We start from the raw sequence: 15,023 nt of genomic DNA, 5'->3' as shown, positions 1-15,023 counted from the left end.
CTCACTGATTAGATTTAAATAGATTATTTTGTTTGTTTACTTTCTTCGATTAACTTTAAGAAGCTGTCAAATAGATATCCAGCGTCATGAGGCCCAGGGCAAGCATCGGGATGATACTGAACCGAAAAGGCGGGGTACTTTTTGTGACGAAGCCCTTCGACAGTATGGTCATTAATCTCTTCATGGGTGATTTCTAGGTCTGCTGGTAAATCTTCTCGACTGACAGCATAACCGTGGTTTTGACTAGTAAAATGAATTTGACCAGTCGCAAGTTCCCTAACGGCATGGTTAAAACCACGGTGACCAAATTTCATTTTATAAGTTTTGGCCCCGTTAGCCTTTGAAAACAGTTGATGGCCCATGCAGATTCCAAATAAGGGATAACGCTTCTCTAATTCGCGGATGGTGTCTAATGCTTCAGGAAGATCATCAGGGTCACCAGGTCCATTGGATAAGACAATCCCATCAGGAGCTAGGGCGTTAATTTCCTCTAAGCTGGTATCATATGGAACCACGGTCACCTGACAATTGCGCTTGGATAATTCAGCCAAGATTGAGTGTTTTAAACCAAAGTCCATCACGATGACCCGGTAACCTTGACCAGGAATCGGATAAGCCGCTTGGGTAGAGACTTTTTGAATCAATTTTTGATCAAGCTCTGTATTTCTTAGGACTGCTAATAAATCACTCAAGGGGTCATCTTTACTGGTTAAGTAAGCCTTCATAACCCCATGCTTGCGGATTTTCTTGGTTAATAAACGAGTGTCGATACCAGCTAGGCCAGGAATTTTTTTCTGTTTTAAGAAAGTATCGAGATTCATTTGCGACTTCCAATGACTGGGTCGTCTAGCCCACTCATGAACAATGACCCCAACACATGAAGGATTTAAGGATTCATAGTTATCATAATTAATCCCATAATTACCAATCAGGGGATAAGTAAAGGTCAATAATTGACCAGCGTAAGATTGGTCGGTGATGGATTCTTGATAGCCGGACATTCCCGTATTAAAGACCAGCTCACCAATCACCTCTTTATCGTAACCAAAGCCTTCCCCTTCAAAGACACTACCATCTTCTAAAATTAATCTCTTTTTTGTCATTTCTTATCCTTTCGTTAGCTCTCACAGGAGCCTTTTAACGCCTATTTTTAGTCGATAGGAACTGAATAAGCCCTTTACTTTTTTCCATTAAAAAAGCCTCCTATGCAAGGAGGCTCGACGAAAAGACTAGTCATGTATAGACTAATCCCTTTTTTATATAAGTCTCCTTGCCTGCCTCACGGGACAGGTTTAAAGGCAAATTCAATTTTTTATACTATAGCACAATCTTGAATTACTTGGCAATCTTTTTCCAAAAAATAACAATAAGAAATTACGATGGCTTATTTAAATTCTTCAGAAGAAACAATCCGGGTACCAAAATCTTCACCAAATTGAGTATCGTGAGTAACCACTAAAATGCCCTTCCCTTGTTTAGCGATAGCTTGAACTAACTTTCCTACTTGATTAGCGGACTCGCGGTCAAGGGCTGAAGTTGGTTCATCAAAACAAATGATCTCTGGTGATAGCATCAAGGCTCTAGCAATGGCAACCCTTTGCTTTTGCCCTCCTGACAAGGTCGATGGATAGGCATCAGCCTTATCTTTTAGGCCCACACTGTCGAGTAAAAACATGGCCTGATCGAGCAATTCTGACTTGGGCGCTAATTTTTGTGCAAGTGGTGCTTCTAAGACGTTATCTAAGACCGTAAAATTGGGGAACAACTGGTAATTTTGAAAAACCATGCCAATGGCGTTTTGATAACGGCGTTGACTGGCCTTATCACTGTATTGAACCCCTTGGGAAGTCTCTTGGCAGAGGACCCGGTCACCAATGGCAATATTTCCTTGGTCACATTTTTCTAAATTATTGATTAAACGCATAAAAGTCGTTTTTCCGGTTCCAGATGGGCCCAGTAAAATAACAATTTCTCCTGGATCAATCCGGCAGTTAAATTGATCAATCACCCTATTACCGTTGTAAGCTTTTTTTAAATTAGAAACTATTAAGGCCATTAAAATCCCTCCTCTTTCATCACTGGACTACCAGCTCACCCGATATTCAATTCTACGCAAGGCAAGGGTCACAAAGGCAGTGAAGATTAAATAGAACACCCCACAGACCAAATAAGGAATAATGGTTGCATAGGTGTTAGCAGCAATCGAGCCCGCTCGTAACAATTCTCCAAGGCCAATCACATAGACTAATGAAGTATCCTTGACTAAGGCAATCACTTCATTGCCGACAGATGGTAGAGTGATTTTCATCACTTGAGGTAAAATGATGCGACGAAAACCCCTTTGCCAGCCAATCCCTAAGACTTTGATACTTTCGTATTGACCTTGGGGTACGGAAGTAATCCCACCCCGGAAAATTTCCGCAAAATAAGCGGCATAATTTATCACAAAGGCTATAAGGGCAGCGGTAAAGCGATCCAAATTAATTCCTAAATAAGGTAAACCGAAGAAAACCATCATCAGTTGTAACATGAGCGGACTCCCTCGCATAATGAAGACATAACCTTCAATTAACCATTGAATCAGTTTAGGGCTAAAGACCCGCATAATGGCGATAAGAAAACCTAATGGGAGACTAAGTGCCAGTACCAAGACAAACAAGACAAGGGTTAGTTTAAAACCACTCCACAGGGAGGGAAGGTTTTTTTGAATAATATTCTCTTGGCTAGCCACTTGGCGGTTTTCTCCAAACCATTTGGCGACAATTTCATCATATTTTCCGTTAGCCTTTACTTGGTCAAGACCTTGGTCGATCATTGTCTTAAGACCGCTAGCAGATTTTCGCATCGCGACTGCCATTTGCTCAGGCTCCTTACTGGGGTCCACGAAGGAGTCATATTTTTCTTCCCCACGAACCTCCATAATATAGTGACCATAAGTATAATCAGTGACCACAGCATCAACACGGCCGGAATCTAAATCAGCAAAAACCTCATTATAAGAGGAATAGAGAACCGGTTTTTGCGCCAATTTTTGGTAAAGTTGATTAGGCCAGTCCTTAATATCTTCAGCTGTCGTCGAGCCAGATTGGGTCGATATCGTTTTCCCGGCTAAATCGGAAAGTTCCTTGATTGGGCTTTCCTTTTTAGTAATCACGATATTAGGACTTTCAAAATAAGGCTGAGAAAAGAGCATCTGTTCTTCTCTTTCAGGAGTAATTCCGACACCATTCCAAAGTAAGTCAATATTACCACTATTCAATTCGGTTTCTTTCATTGCCCAGTCGATCGGCTGAAAGTCGAGCTCCCAGCCATAAATCTCAGCAATAGCTTGGGCTAAGTCAATGTCAAAACCAACAATTTCATTTTGCCCATTACGAAATCCCATGGGAGCAAAGGTATCATCTAGGCCGATGACAACCTTATCGCCTCTTTTTGGTCCCTCTTCAACAGATTCCATACGTTCTTGAGGAGCTGCCTCTTCAGCTTCAACATGGTGGTTTGCCACCAACCCCAAAATAGTAACTAAAGCAATAACCATAACTATCCAAGACTTTTTCAAGTCGAATCCTGCTATCATGACAAACTCCTCCTTTTCTTTTAATAAAAAATAAAACGCCCTCTTCGTTTAAAACGAAAAGGACGCTTTCGTGGTTCCACCTTTTTTCGCAACTATCTCACAATAATTGCCTCATGATGTTAGTAACATCGCGATGTAACGCTCGCTAAGCGAATAGCCTTTTAAACTATTGACTCCTGGGTGTGTAGCTAAAGTTTCTTTGTCTGTTTCCACCAGCCAGACTCTCTTTAAAAGAAAGGTTTTAGCCTCTTCCATTCACTGTCATTATGATATTAATTTTCATTATACTGATATTATTTGTATTTAGCAAGATTTATTTATTTTTAAAACCCAATAAGGATCAGCCCTTGACCCAATTGACTAAGCGATAAATCACCAGGTTGAGCAGAAAAATCATTAAACTATTAAATAATAGGGAGGGACCTAAAAAGCTAGCTAAGAACTTAAGATAAGTGTCCCCGTGAATACGTAAGATCCGATAGAGCCAATAAATCACATTGTGATATAAAAGATACATGATCACAGCCCAGACCCAGATGCTATAAAAATTCAAGGGAAAGCGATTTTTTACCTGGTAGGATAAGTAAACGACTGCTGGGAACAGAAATAAATTAATTCCTAGAATGCCGTTATAGTATGAATCATACAGAAAACCAATAATAAAAGCCATCAAGTAAATCGTTCTTGGCTGGTTATAATACAAGGGAATCAGTGTTAGGCTGATCAGTAAAAGACTGGGAATAATTTGATAGGCATAGGTATCCACACTAGCTAGTAAGACATTAACTAAAGCGCCATCCAGTAAGAAAACAAAAATTAAAAAAACGGGAAGGGTTAAATGATAGCGTATATAATCGAACATATCACTCGCTCCTCCTAATTTGCATAATGACTTGCGCCATTTTGGTTGGCTGGGGTAGTGCCCGGAACTTCTTCAGCTGCATTAGGGGTCTCTGTGTCAGGTTCACTTCTCTGTGACATAATCACAAAGACATGACGGATATCATTGAAATTAGCTGCTGGCTCGACATAGACACGTTTAGCTAAAGCGAATTCATCGTCTTCCATTTTAGCCACTTTTCCAATGATTAAGCCTTCTGGAGAAACACCACCCAGACCACTTGTGGTGACCAGATTACCCTCTTTTATTTTAGCTTCTTTAGGAATTTGATTGACAATTAAGCGGTTATGACTTGAATCGTATTGGTCAATCACCCCATAAAATATCCCATCATCAGACTGAACACCGGCAGCTATTTCCACCGCATCTTCTTGGTCTGAAGTGACTAAGCTCACTTTTGCACTTGTGGGGCCAACTTCGGAAACTCGGCCAATGAGACCTGAATCAGTCATGACCGACATGTTCTCCTTCACCCCGTTGTTAGAACCTACATCAATAGTCAACTTATCTAACCAATTTTCAGGAGCCCTAGAAATGACTGAAGATGCAATTACTGTCTTACCAACCAGGGTCGGTTTCAATTTTAAAAGATTGGTCATTTGCTTATTTTCTTCTTTTAAAATCGTATTTTGTGCTTCTAAGCTCTGTAAAGTGGACAATTGTTTTTTTAATTGCTGATTTTCCTGATAGGTATTCTGTAAATTAGTCACAGAATCCCCAAATTGCATGATGGAATTTGTTGGGGTCGATATCAGGCGGGCTACCATTGCAGTAAAGTCATTTACCCAGGTCATGGGTTGAGGTAAACTTTCCTGTCCAAAGGTGGAAAAAGCAATCAGGCTAAGTGAGCTAATAACACTCAATAGCACAACCACAAGTTTTTTATTTTCAAAAAATTGGCGCAATTTGCTCCATCCTTTCCAAGTCGTAAATCAATAGTAGTCATATTGTACCATTCATTAGCTGGATTTATAATAATTTCCTGTTTAATTATAATTTTTTTACCATCGCTTGAAAAGCAAGAATTACTAGCCTCACCCGTAAAATAAAAGAGAGGCCAGAGTAAAAACTCAGCCTCTCTTTTAAAATTGTTTCAGAACCTCACTGGGTATAGCTAACGCTCATGTCATCCAGTAACGACTTCTAACCTATTTTTTAATAGTTAGAGTACTTTTTGTAAGAAATCTTGGGTCCGTTGATGTTTGGGATGATTGAATAGGTCTTCTGGTTTACCTGACTCAACAATGTACCCTCCGTCCATAAACAAGGTACGGTCAGACACTTCTTTAGCAAAGCCCATTTCATGGGTCACAATCACCATGGTCATCCCTTGTCTAGCAAGATCTTTCATAACTTCTAACACATCACCAACCATTTCTGGGTCCAAGGCTGATGTCGGTTCGTCAAATAACATTAAGTCAGGGTCCATAGCCAAGGCCCGAGCAATGGCTACCCGTTGTTTTTGACCACCAGATAAGGAATTAGGATAGGCGTCAGCCTTTTCTTTAAGGCCGACACTATCTAATAATTCAAGGGCTTTTTGGTCAGCTTCTTCTTGACTTAATTTATTTAATTGCAGGGGTGCTAGAGTAATATTTTCTTTAACAGTCATATGCGGAAATAGGTTGAATTGTTGGAAAACCATTCCGATATTTTCACGCGCCTTGTCGATATCGATACTTTCATCTGACATATCAATACCGTCGACTACCACACTACCCCCATCAATCGTCTCTAAACGATTAATGCATCGCAATAAAGTAGATTTCCCTGAACCCGAAGGACCGATGATGCAGACCACTTCACCTTCGCTGATTTCTAAGTTGATATCTTTGAGAACTTCATTATCATCAAAACTCTTCTTTAGGTTTTGAATCACTACTTTTGCTTGAGCCATGTGAGTAACCCCTTTCATAAGTTAGGTAAATAAAAAAGACTAAAGAATTCTAATCTTTTTTATCAAAGTATTAGTAACATTTATTGTTACTTACTTTAGCCTATTCCTCCTAAGATAGCAAGCATTTTTTAAAATAAGTGATAAATCAATCCATAAATTATTTTTAGTCAAAACAAATTCGACTTCTTTAGTGGCTTCTCTGTTTATCTTTAAACCTAACAAGTGGCTTAGTCTTCTGCTTCAAAAAATTCATCATAAATTGCCCGTACGGCTTCTGCTTCTTTATTTTCCTTGATACCAAACATCACACTATTTTCGCTAGACCCCTGGTTAATCATTTCTAAATTAATGTTAGCTTGACTGAGGGCCTTAGTCGCCCGGGCGGTAATCCCGATACTTGATTGCATGGACTCACCAACGATCATTAACAGACAAAGATTTTCTCTTTTTTCGACCTTGTCAGCTGCTGTACGTGTTTGGATCGCTAAAAGCAGTTCATCTAATTCTTTTGCGGAAAGTTGCTCTTCTTTAAAGATAACATCAATATCATCGATCCCTGATACCACGTGCTCTACACTACATTCGTACTCTTCAAAGACGCTCAACACGCGACGCATGAACCCCACTTCGCGATTCATCATATATTTGGTAATATAAACAGAAGCAAATCCACCATGGCTAGCAATACCAGCAATTGGCCATTTATTTTCAGTCATTTTTTTCTCCGTAATCATTGTCCCAGGGGCTTCCGGATTATTGGTATTTTTGACTACGACGGGAATGTTTTCTGCAAAAGCAGGATACAATGCCTCGTCATGAACCACAGTAAAGCCTGCATAGGAGAGTTCACGCATTTCTCGATAGGTTAAATTGCTGATTCCAACGGGGTTATGAACGTGGGCCGGACTAGCGACAAAGATGCTATCAACATCGGTAAAGTTCTCATACATAGAAGCCCCCACTCCATTGGCAACGATAGCTCCGGTAATGTCGCTACCACCACGTGAAAAAGTGACTAGCTTACCTTCTTTGGTGTAACCAAAAAAGCCAGGAAAAACTAAAATTTCATCACGTTCTTTTAATTTTGCTAAATTGAGATAGGATTCAGCTAAAACCTTAGCATTACCGGGTTCATCACTAAGAATCAAACCTGCTTCACCAGGGTTGATGTAGCTCGCATTCAAGCCACAAGTTCTGAAATAGGCCGCGATTAATTTAGCGTTATTATCCTCCCCACTCGCTTTGAGGGCATCGATAAAGTAATCCGGTTGACTTTTATCCATATTGAGGATGTCATTTAAAGATTTTTTGATTTCATCAATGACTGGCTCTTGTATTTCTAAGGCTTCTGCCATATCGCGATACCTTTCAACGATCTCCTTGTAGGTTTGGGAGGTATCCACGCTGCCATTTAGTGTCTGTGAGGCCAACTCTATTAATAAATCGGTCACTTTTATATCCCCATCAAAACGCTTTCCAGGTGCAGAAACAATAATAATTTTTCGGTCTTTATCACTGGCGATGATATTCTTCACTTTTTTTATTTGCTTATCATTAGCTAGAGAGCTACCACCGAATTTTACTACTTTCACTAAGACATCTCTTCCTTCTAGAATGAACTAATTGATCTAAAGATAGCATGATTAATAATTGGATTCAACAGTGATCATTTTCCTTTCAATTGTGATCTATAAAAGCGAAGGATAAAATAAAGGCATTCAAGCATTGGAAAGCGATCCAACATTTGAATGCCATTACTGTTATCAGAGTTGCTTCTAGTCTTCTAGAAAATCTTTTAATTGTTTGAGACGACTTGGGTGGCGTAATTTACGTAAGGCCTTGGCTTCAATTTGACGGATTCTTTCTCGAGTCACCCCAAATTGTTGTCCAACTTGTTCTAAGGTTTTGGTTTGACCATCTTCTAAACCGAAACGAAGACGTAAGACATTTTCTTCCCGATCAGTTAAAGTATCCAGCACTTCATTGAGTTGTTCTTTTAACAATTCCTGATTGGTATATTCATCTGGCTGCATGGCATCATTGTCTTCAATAAAATCGCCAAGATGGGAATCATCTTCTTCACCAATAGGGGTTTCCAAGGAAACTGGTTCTTGTGAGATTTTCATAATGTTTCTCACTTTTTCAGTAGGTAGGTCCATTTCCGCACCAATTTCTTCTGGCGTGGGTTCGCGACCGAGTTCTTGGAGTAATTGACGTTGAATACGGACTAATTTATTAATAGTCTCCACCATATGTACCGGAATACGAATGGTACGGGCTTGGTCAGCGATCGAACGGGTAATCGCTTGACGAATCCACCAAGTGGCATAAGTGGAAAATTTGAAACCCTTGGTATAATCAAATTTTTCTACTGCCTTCATTAAGCCCATATTTCCTTCTTGGATCAGGTCCAAAAATGACATTCCTCTACCGACATAACGTTTAGCAATCGACACGACTAAACGGAGATTGGCTTCGGCCAGCTCTTGCTTGGCTACTGGGTCTCCGGCTTCAATTCTTTTGGCAAGGGCAACCTCTTCATCAGCTGTCAGTAAGTCTACTCGGCCAATTTCTTTAAGATACATACGTACAGGGTCGTTGGTTTTTACCTTTGAACTCGTTGAAGAAGCCGACTTATTAGTATCTTTTTTGTCTTTTTTATCTTTCTTCTTAGTTTTTTCTTCTTCATCTAAGATTTGATCAATATCTTTTTCAGATTCTTCATCGTCTTCTTGCATCTTAAGCGCTTCATTTTGTAACTGACGGTTGGTTGGGCCTCCATCTTCATCAACAACAGCTACGCCACCGTCTTCAAATTTTTCAATAAGCTGATCCATTTGTTCATCATTCAAAGAATAGGGTTGAGCAATTTTATCACTTAACTCAGTATATAAAATAGAGCCCAATATTTTCTTCTCATTAAGTAATTCTTGACTGGCTTGTTTTAAAGTTTTTTCCTGCTTGTCGGTCGTTTTGCTCAATTAAATCTCTCCTGACTTCTTTTTTGACAGTTTCATTTGTCGCAATATTTGTATTCTCTGTTGATTTAAATCGCTAATTTTAGCATAATCATTAATTTGCTTGGCAGCCGCTATATCCTGGTTGATCTGCCTAATTTGATCCTGATAATGACTCTTATCTTTTATTTGATAAATTAAATCATTAATTTCCTGACCAGTACACTCAGGAGGAAGATTCATTGCCTGAGCGTCTATAACGATCCGCCTATCAGCATCAGAACGAAGGGACTGATAAAAATTTCCAATATCAATGCTTTCTCCTTCACTTTGCCGGTAGGCACATAGTAAAAGATAGACACTTTCAATACTACTACTTTCGAAATGAAAGTTTCCATCAATATTTTTAATTAAATACCAAGCATTCTCAGAAGTTAGTAGGCGGTTAAGTAATTGTAACTCAAAGCGCTGTAAACTGGAATATTTTTTTAAAGGGAATTTATCCAGTTGGACTTCTGCTTCATCATGGCTAGCTTCAGAAAACTGCTCCTCTTGTTGACCTGTCTCCTGCTCAAAGTGAAGTTGGGCTTGAAGCGAACGTTTATCAACCCCAGTGTCTTCACTCAATTCCTGTAAGTAGACGTCTTGCTCAATAGTGGAGGATAAGCGGCTAATAACAGCTAGCATGGCCTTGATGTATTGGATCTTACCTTGATCATTTGCTAAAGAAAACTCTTGTTGATAAAAGTGCCGGTAGAAAGCAATCGGCGTCATGCTTTGCTCTTGGATAAATTGCTGGTAGCGTTGTTCACCATAGCGACCAATAAATTCATCAGGATCCATCCCACTTGGAAACATGAGCAGGTTAACTCGCATACTAGGACTTTGCTGGGCTATGTGTTCAAGCGCACGCTTACTTGCCTTTAAACCGGGTTTGTCACCGTCATAAGCGAGCAAAAGTTGTCGTGAGCTGCGGTAGAGGACTTGAATCTGACGATCAGTTAAACTGGTCCCCAAAGAAGCGACACCATGCTTGACCCCGGCCTGGTAGGAATGAATGACATCCATAAAGCCTTCAAAAAGAATAATTTCCTTTTCCTTGCGAATGCTATCTTGGGCTAAATCAAGGTTAAATAGAAAATTATTTTTTTGAAAAATCGGTGTTTCTGGACTGTTTAGGTATTTAGCCTGCGAATTTGCGCTATCGGTTTCAAGAATTCTTCCTGAGAAACCCAAGACATGGCCAAATTTATCACGTAAAGGAAATACAATACGTCCTCTAAATCGATCGATTTTTTCCGGACCATCACCCACAAAAATGCCACTAGCTACAATTGCTTCACTGTCATACCCCTTATTTTTTACATGGTTGAAAGTTAACTGGCCATCGTAGGGAGACCAACCAATATGATATTGGACTAGGGTTTCCGATTTTAACCCCCGGTCTTCTAAATAGGTCAAGGCTTGGTGACCAGCTTTGGTATTCATTAATAAATAATGGTATAAATTTGCCAGCTCTTCGTGGATATCGATAAGCCTTTGCTCTTCTTCATTATACTGATGGACACTGGTCCCTGGGTCTAGCTGGTCAAAATTAAAGTCCAACTTAAGATTAGCTAATTGAGCCACTTCTTTTACAGCTTGAGGAAAACTATATCCTTCTAAATCCATTAGGAAATTAAAGACATTGCCACCTTTACCACAGGAGAAGCACTTATAAAATTGCTTATTAGCTTCTACAGTAAATGAGGGCGTGTTTTCATCGTGAAAGGGACACTTACCAAAGTAATTTTTTCCTCGCTTTTGAAGATCCACAAACTGACCAATAATATCTAAAATGTCAACATTTTGGCGGACCTGATCAATAACTTCCTCCGGTATAAAGGCCATTGTATCCCCCCACTTTCTCCACTGGCTATATCAGAGTAAATTATAGTGAAGATAATTTTTGAATGCAAGATAAGAGCGAAAATATTGTCAGATATTTCTTTTCAAACAATAACTATTCGTCATAGTCTCCGTCCAATAAGGCATTGATGACTTCCCATGCCTCATCACGCCCCTCACGGTTGGCAGAAGAATAAGGTAAAATTTGATCTTCGGTCACCAGATCTAAATCTTCTTTTATAGCTTGTAGGTGGTTTTGCCATTGGTTTTTCTTTACCTTATCCGCCTTAGTCGCAATAATAAAATACGGTACCTGACACTGGTCAAGGAAATCTTTCATATTGATATCATCTTTACTGGGACGGTGTCTGAAATCTACCAAAAGAAAGACAGCTTCTAAATTTTCCCGTTGGACAAAATAATCTGCCAGTTGTTTTTGCCAGCGGCTTCGCTCTGTTTTACTTACTTTTGCGTATCCGTAGCCAGGAACGTCAACTAAGTAAAGGCTATTATCAAGATTATAATAATTTAACTGTTGGGTCTTCCCAGGCTTACTCGAAATACGAGCAATCTTTTTGTGGTTAGTCATGGTATTAATGAAACTGCTCTTTCCCACATTGGACCGACCAGCTAAAGCAATTTCTGGGCGGTCGGGAACTGGGTATTGTTTAGGACTGGCAGCGCTTAGCATAAATTCAATATTCTGTGCTTGTATCATGAGGTGCTCCTTACGTTATAAAACAGACTTAGGTGAGCTTAAGATTATTTTGTAAAAGTAAATTTTTATAATCATATTACAAGTTAAGGCGTCTTATGGATCCCTTAAATAAGGGACTGCATTGAGAAAGAGGCTGTGACTCTTGTCACAGCCCCTCTTCAATTAATTCATTAGGCAATTAACTGCCCATCTTGGTCATAGAGTTCGGGACTTGCATGATCTTTAACGACATCTTCAGTAATGATAACCTTAGAGACATCTTCACGACTAGGAATATCATACATCACTTCTAACATCGATTCTTCAATAATGGACCTTAATCCCCGCGCCCCAGTTTTACGGTCAATAGCTTTTTGCGCAATGGCTCGTAAAGAGTCATCAGTAAACTCTAACTGAACATTATCCATGGCTAATAACTGCTTATATTGCTTAATCAAAGCATTCTTAGGTTCTGTCAGGATACGTTCCAAGTCTTCCTCGTTCAATTCATCTAAACTAGCAATAATGGGTAAGCGCCCGATAAATTCCGGAATTAAGCCATATTTTTGTAAGTCCTCAGGAATCACCTGTGTCATAAGGTCATGCTTTTCAGCTTTTGTCGTCTTAGTTGCTTGAAAACCAATGACTTTATGGCCAGTACGTTCCTTAATGATATTTTCAATTCCATCGAAAGCCCCACCAACGATAAATAGAATATTAGTAGTATCGATTTGAATGAACTCTTGGTGAGGATGTTTGCGTCCACCTTGAGGAGGAACATTAGCAACCGTTCCTTCTAGAATTTTCAAGAGGGCCTGTTGAACCCCTTCACCACTGACATCGCGAGTGATAGAAACATTTTCCGCCTTGGTTGCTATTTTATCAATTTCATCAATATAGATAATACCTTGTTGAGCTTTATCCACATCAAAATCAGCTGCTTGTAGCAGTTTTAAGAGAATATTCTCAACGTCCTCTCCAACATAACCTGCTTCCGTTAAACTCGTGGCATCTGCAATCGCAAAGGGTACTTTCAATATGCGGGCTAGAGTTTGAGCTAAGTAAGTTTTCCCTGAACCAGTTGGACCAACTAGTAAGATATTACTTTTTTGTAATTCTACATTATCTTCGTCTTGATTCTTAATTTGGTTGCTATTAATACGTTTATAGTGATTATAAACGGCCACAGATAAAGCCTTTTTGGCATCTGTTTGCCCAATCACGTAATCATCCAAAATTTGACGGATTTCAGTTGGCTTAGGAGGGTTCACGATAAACTCTTGGTTATCTGATTGAACGTTTAAGTCATCTTCAATAATTTCTTGACAAAGCTTCACACATTCATCACAGATATACACATCCGGTCCTGCAATTAACTTGGTCACTTGGTCTTGTGACTTTCCACAAAAGGAACAATGGATATTGCTTTCGTTATCGTCATTAAACATTCTACGCATTCCTCCTTCTCTATCTAATGTATTGTGACAAAAAACGAGTGTGAAGTCAATTAATGCGACCTCCCACTCGATTTCTGACCTATTTTTGAAAATAGCTGTTCAGATTATTTTTCTTTTGCTGTTGAGGTAATTAAGTTCATGGCTTGTTTTAATTCAATGTCATGTTTGAGCATATCTTCAGTGACCACGTTCTTAACGGCTTCAACTTCCATATTATAGGTTTCTGCTAGGTTTTCAATTTCCTTAGCAATATCCTCTTCACTGACTTCAATGTTTTCTTCAGCAATGATTTGTTCTAATAATAAATTGGTTTTCACCCGGGTATCTGCGTCTTCAGCAAATTGTTGACGTAAGTCTTCTTCAGAAGTACCAGTTAATTGATAGAACATTTCCGGGCTAATCCCTTGACGTTGCATTTCATTTAAATAGTGGTCTAATTGGCGGTTAACTTCTTCATCGATCATTGCTTGAGGAACAGAAGAAAATTCAGCGTTATCAACGGCTTGACGGATCGCTTGGTCTTCCACTTGTTCATCAGCTTGTTGGTCTTTCGATTCTTGAAGTTGTTCACGATACTTAGCCTTCAATTCGTCTAGGCTTTCAACCTCGTCATCCACATCTTTAGCAAATTCATCATCTAATTCTGGGACTGATTTTTCTTTTACTTCATGAACCTTCACTTTAAAAATAGCGTCTTGACCAGCTAGATCTTCTGCGTGGTATTCTTCTGGGAAAGTGACTTTTACTTCTACTTCATCTCCAGATTTTGAACCCACTAATTGGTCTTCAAAGCCAGGAATAAAGGAATTTGATCCTAATTCCAAGGAGTGATTTTCTGCGCTACCCCCGGCAAAGTTTTCCCCGTCGACAGAACCTTCATAGTCAATCACAACGGTGTCGCCTTCTTGAGCTTCTCCTTCTTTAATAGAAAGTTCTGCTAAGTTTTCTTGGGCTTGTTTCAAGCGGTTGTCCACATCTTCATCAGTTACTTCACGGTCTTGTTTATCAACAGTTAAGTCCTTGTAATCGCCTAAAGAAACTGAAGGCTTGGTGGCTACTTCAGCTTTTAATTCCCAAGAACCACCCTTGTGCATTTTTTCTACATCGAATTTAGGTTGGCCTACAACATCCAAATAAGCTTCTTTTACGGCATTAGCGTAAGCTTGTGGTAAGGCATAGTTTAAAGCATCTTCATATAAGGCTTCTTCACCAATCATTTTAACAAAAACTGGATAACTCACTTTACCTTTACGGAAACCAGGGATATTAACTTTTCCTTTAACCCGGTTGTATGCTTGTTTTAAAGCTTTTTGAGCATCTTCTTTAGAAACGGTAAAGTGTAAAACACCTTCATTTGTCGCTGTTTCTTCAAATTTTACTGACATGCGGTCATTCCCCTAACTATAAATAAATTTCTAAATCAAGAATTAATCCTTAAGATTAATCTACACGTTCAGATATATTACACTAATTCCAAGGCTTTGTCCAATTTATCGCAAAATAATTCTTATCCGTTGCAATTTTACAGGCTAGTCTTTAATATCTTTAGATGCATATCAATACTGTGCATTGATAAAAAGATTGCCTATATTATAATTATATTAAATAGAGGATGTATTTCTCTTAATTATGCCAATTTTTGCTATAATA

The 15,023-nt window shown here is 39.2% G+C and carries 12 protein-coding genes and 1 other annotated feature; all 12 genes read right to left on the bottom strand.

Annotated features, from left to right (window positions below):
* Positions 1-23 precede the first annotated feature (23 nt).
* The 12 genes from AWM73_RS03880 to tig all read right to left on the bottom strand — a co-directional run bounded on the left by AWM73_RS03880 (position 24) and on the right by tig (position 14,758).
* Positions 24-1,103, bottom strand: a complete 1,080-nt coding sequence (locus AWM73_RS03880; protein WP_060778161.1) for a carbamoyl phosphate synthase small subunit — start codon at positions 1,101-1,103, stop codon at positions 24-26.
* Positions 1,104-1,384: 281 nt separating this feature from the next.
* Positions 1,385-2,056 (bottom strand): amino acid ABC transporter ATP-binding protein, encoded by a 672-nt coding sequence (locus AWM73_RS03875; RefSeq protein ID WP_060778160.1) that lies wholly within the window; start codon positions 2,054-2,056, stop codon positions 1,385-1,387.
* 27 nt (positions 2,057-2,083) lie between these two features.
* Positions 2,084-3,577: an ABC transporter permease subunit gene (locus tag AWM73_RS08995; protein WP_076340212.1), complete on the bottom strand. Its 1,494-nt coding sequence runs from the start codon at positions 3,575-3,577 to the stop codon at positions 2,084-2,086.
* Positions 3,578-3,632: 55 nt separating this feature from the next.
* Positions 3,633-3,845, bottom strand: a binding site (T-box leader).
* A 72-nt stretch (positions 3,846-3,917) separates the two neighbouring features.
* Positions 3,918-4,439, bottom strand: coding sequence for a rod shape-determining protein MreD (gene mreD / locus AWM73_RS03865; RefSeq protein WP_060778159.1), 522 nt, complete (start codon positions 4,437-4,439; stop codon positions 3,918-3,920).
* 14 nt (positions 4,440-4,453) lie between these two features.
* Complete coding sequence (mreC, locus tag AWM73_RS03860) at positions 4,454-5,383, bottom strand: rod shape-determining protein MreC (protein WP_060778158.1); 930 nt, start codon at positions 5,381-5,383, stop codon at positions 4,454-4,456.
* Positions 5,384-5,640: 257 nt separating this feature from the next.
* Positions 5,641-6,375 (bottom strand): amino acid ABC transporter ATP-binding protein, encoded by a 735-nt coding sequence (locus tag AWM73_RS03855; protein WP_111818053.1) that lies wholly within the window; start codon positions 6,373-6,375, stop codon positions 5,641-5,643.
* 227 nt (positions 6,376-6,602) lie between these two features.
* Positions 6,603-7,967: an aspartate kinase gene (locus tag AWM73_RS03850; protein ID WP_060778156.1), complete on the bottom strand. Its 1,365-nt coding sequence runs from the start codon at positions 7,965-7,967 to the stop codon at positions 6,603-6,605.
* A 183-nt stretch (positions 7,968-8,150) separates the two neighbouring features.
* On the bottom strand, positions 8,151-9,356 hold the full coding sequence (gene rpoD / locus AWM73_RS03845) for an RNA polymerase sigma factor RpoD (protein WP_013669912.1): 1,206 nt from the start codon (positions 9,354-9,356) through the stop codon (positions 8,151-8,153).
* Positions 9,357-11,222, bottom strand: coding sequence for a DNA primase (gene dnaG, locus AWM73_RS03840; protein ID WP_060778155.1), 1,866 nt, complete (start codon positions 11,220-11,222; stop codon positions 9,357-9,359). It abuts the gene before it with no gap.
* Between the two features lie 112 nt (positions 11,223-11,334).
* Positions 11,335-11,937, bottom strand: a complete 603-nt coding sequence (gene yihA, locus AWM73_RS03835) for a ribosome biogenesis GTP-binding protein YihA/YsxC (RefSeq protein WP_082702851.1) — start codon at positions 11,935-11,937, stop codon at positions 11,335-11,337.
* A gap of 170 nt (positions 11,938-12,107) precedes the next feature.
* A complete protein-coding gene (gene clpX / locus AWM73_RS03830; RefSeq protein WP_060778154.1) occupies positions 12,108-13,364 on the bottom strand; it encodes an ATP-dependent Clp protease ATP-binding subunit ClpX in 1,257 nt (418 codons plus the stop codon).
* A gap of 113 nt (positions 13,365-13,477) precedes the next feature.
* On the bottom strand, positions 13,478-14,758 hold the full coding sequence (gene tig, locus AWM73_RS03825; RefSeq protein ID WP_060778153.1) for a trigger factor: 1,281 nt from the start codon (positions 14,756-14,758) through the stop codon (positions 13,478-13,480).
* Positions 14,759-15,023: the final 265 nt, after the last annotated feature.

Source organism: Aerococcus urinae, assembly GCF_001543175.1.
GTDB classification, from domain to species: domain Bacteria; phylum Bacillota; class Bacilli; order Lactobacillales; family Aerococcaceae; genus Aerococcus; species Aerococcus urinae.
This window is presented reverse-complemented; position numbering and strand designations above follow the sequence as displayed.

Bases quoted from the DNA above. Each gene is read 5' to 3' on its own strand.
- AWM73_RS03880 (WP_060778161.1), bottom strand. From the start codon at position 1,103: ATGACAAAAAAGAGATTAATTTTAGAAGATGGTAGTGTCTTTGAAGGG.
- AWM73_RS03875 (WP_060778160.1), bottom strand. From the start codon at position 2,056: ATGGCCTTAATAGTTTCTAATTTAAAAAAAGCTTACAACGGTAATAGG.
- AWM73_RS08995 (WP_076340212.1), bottom strand. From the start codon at position 3,577: ATGATAGCAGGATTCGACTTGAAAAAGTCTTGGATAGTTATGGTTATT.
- mreD (WP_060778159.1), bottom strand. From the start codon at position 4,439: ATGTTCGATTATATACGCTATCATTTAACCCTTCCCGTTTTTTTAATT.
- AWM73_RS03855 (WP_111818053.1), bottom strand. From the start codon at position 6,375: ATGGCTCAAGCAAAAGTAGTGATTCAAAACCTAAAGAAGAGTTTTGAT.
- dnaG (WP_060778155.1), bottom strand. From the start codon at position 11,222: ATGGCCTTTATACCGGAGGAAGTTATTGATCAGGTCCGCCAAAATGTT.
- yihA (WP_082702851.1), bottom strand. From the start codon at position 11,937: ATGATACAAGCACAGAATATTGAATTTATGCTAAGCGCTGCCAGTCCT.
- clpX (WP_060778154.1), bottom strand. From the start codon at position 13,364: ATGTTTAATGACGATAACGAAAGCAATATCCATTGTTCCTTTTGTGGA.
- tig (WP_060778153.1), bottom strand. From the start codon at position 14,758: ATGTCAGTAAAATTTGAAGAAACAGCGACAAATGAAGGTGTTTTACAC.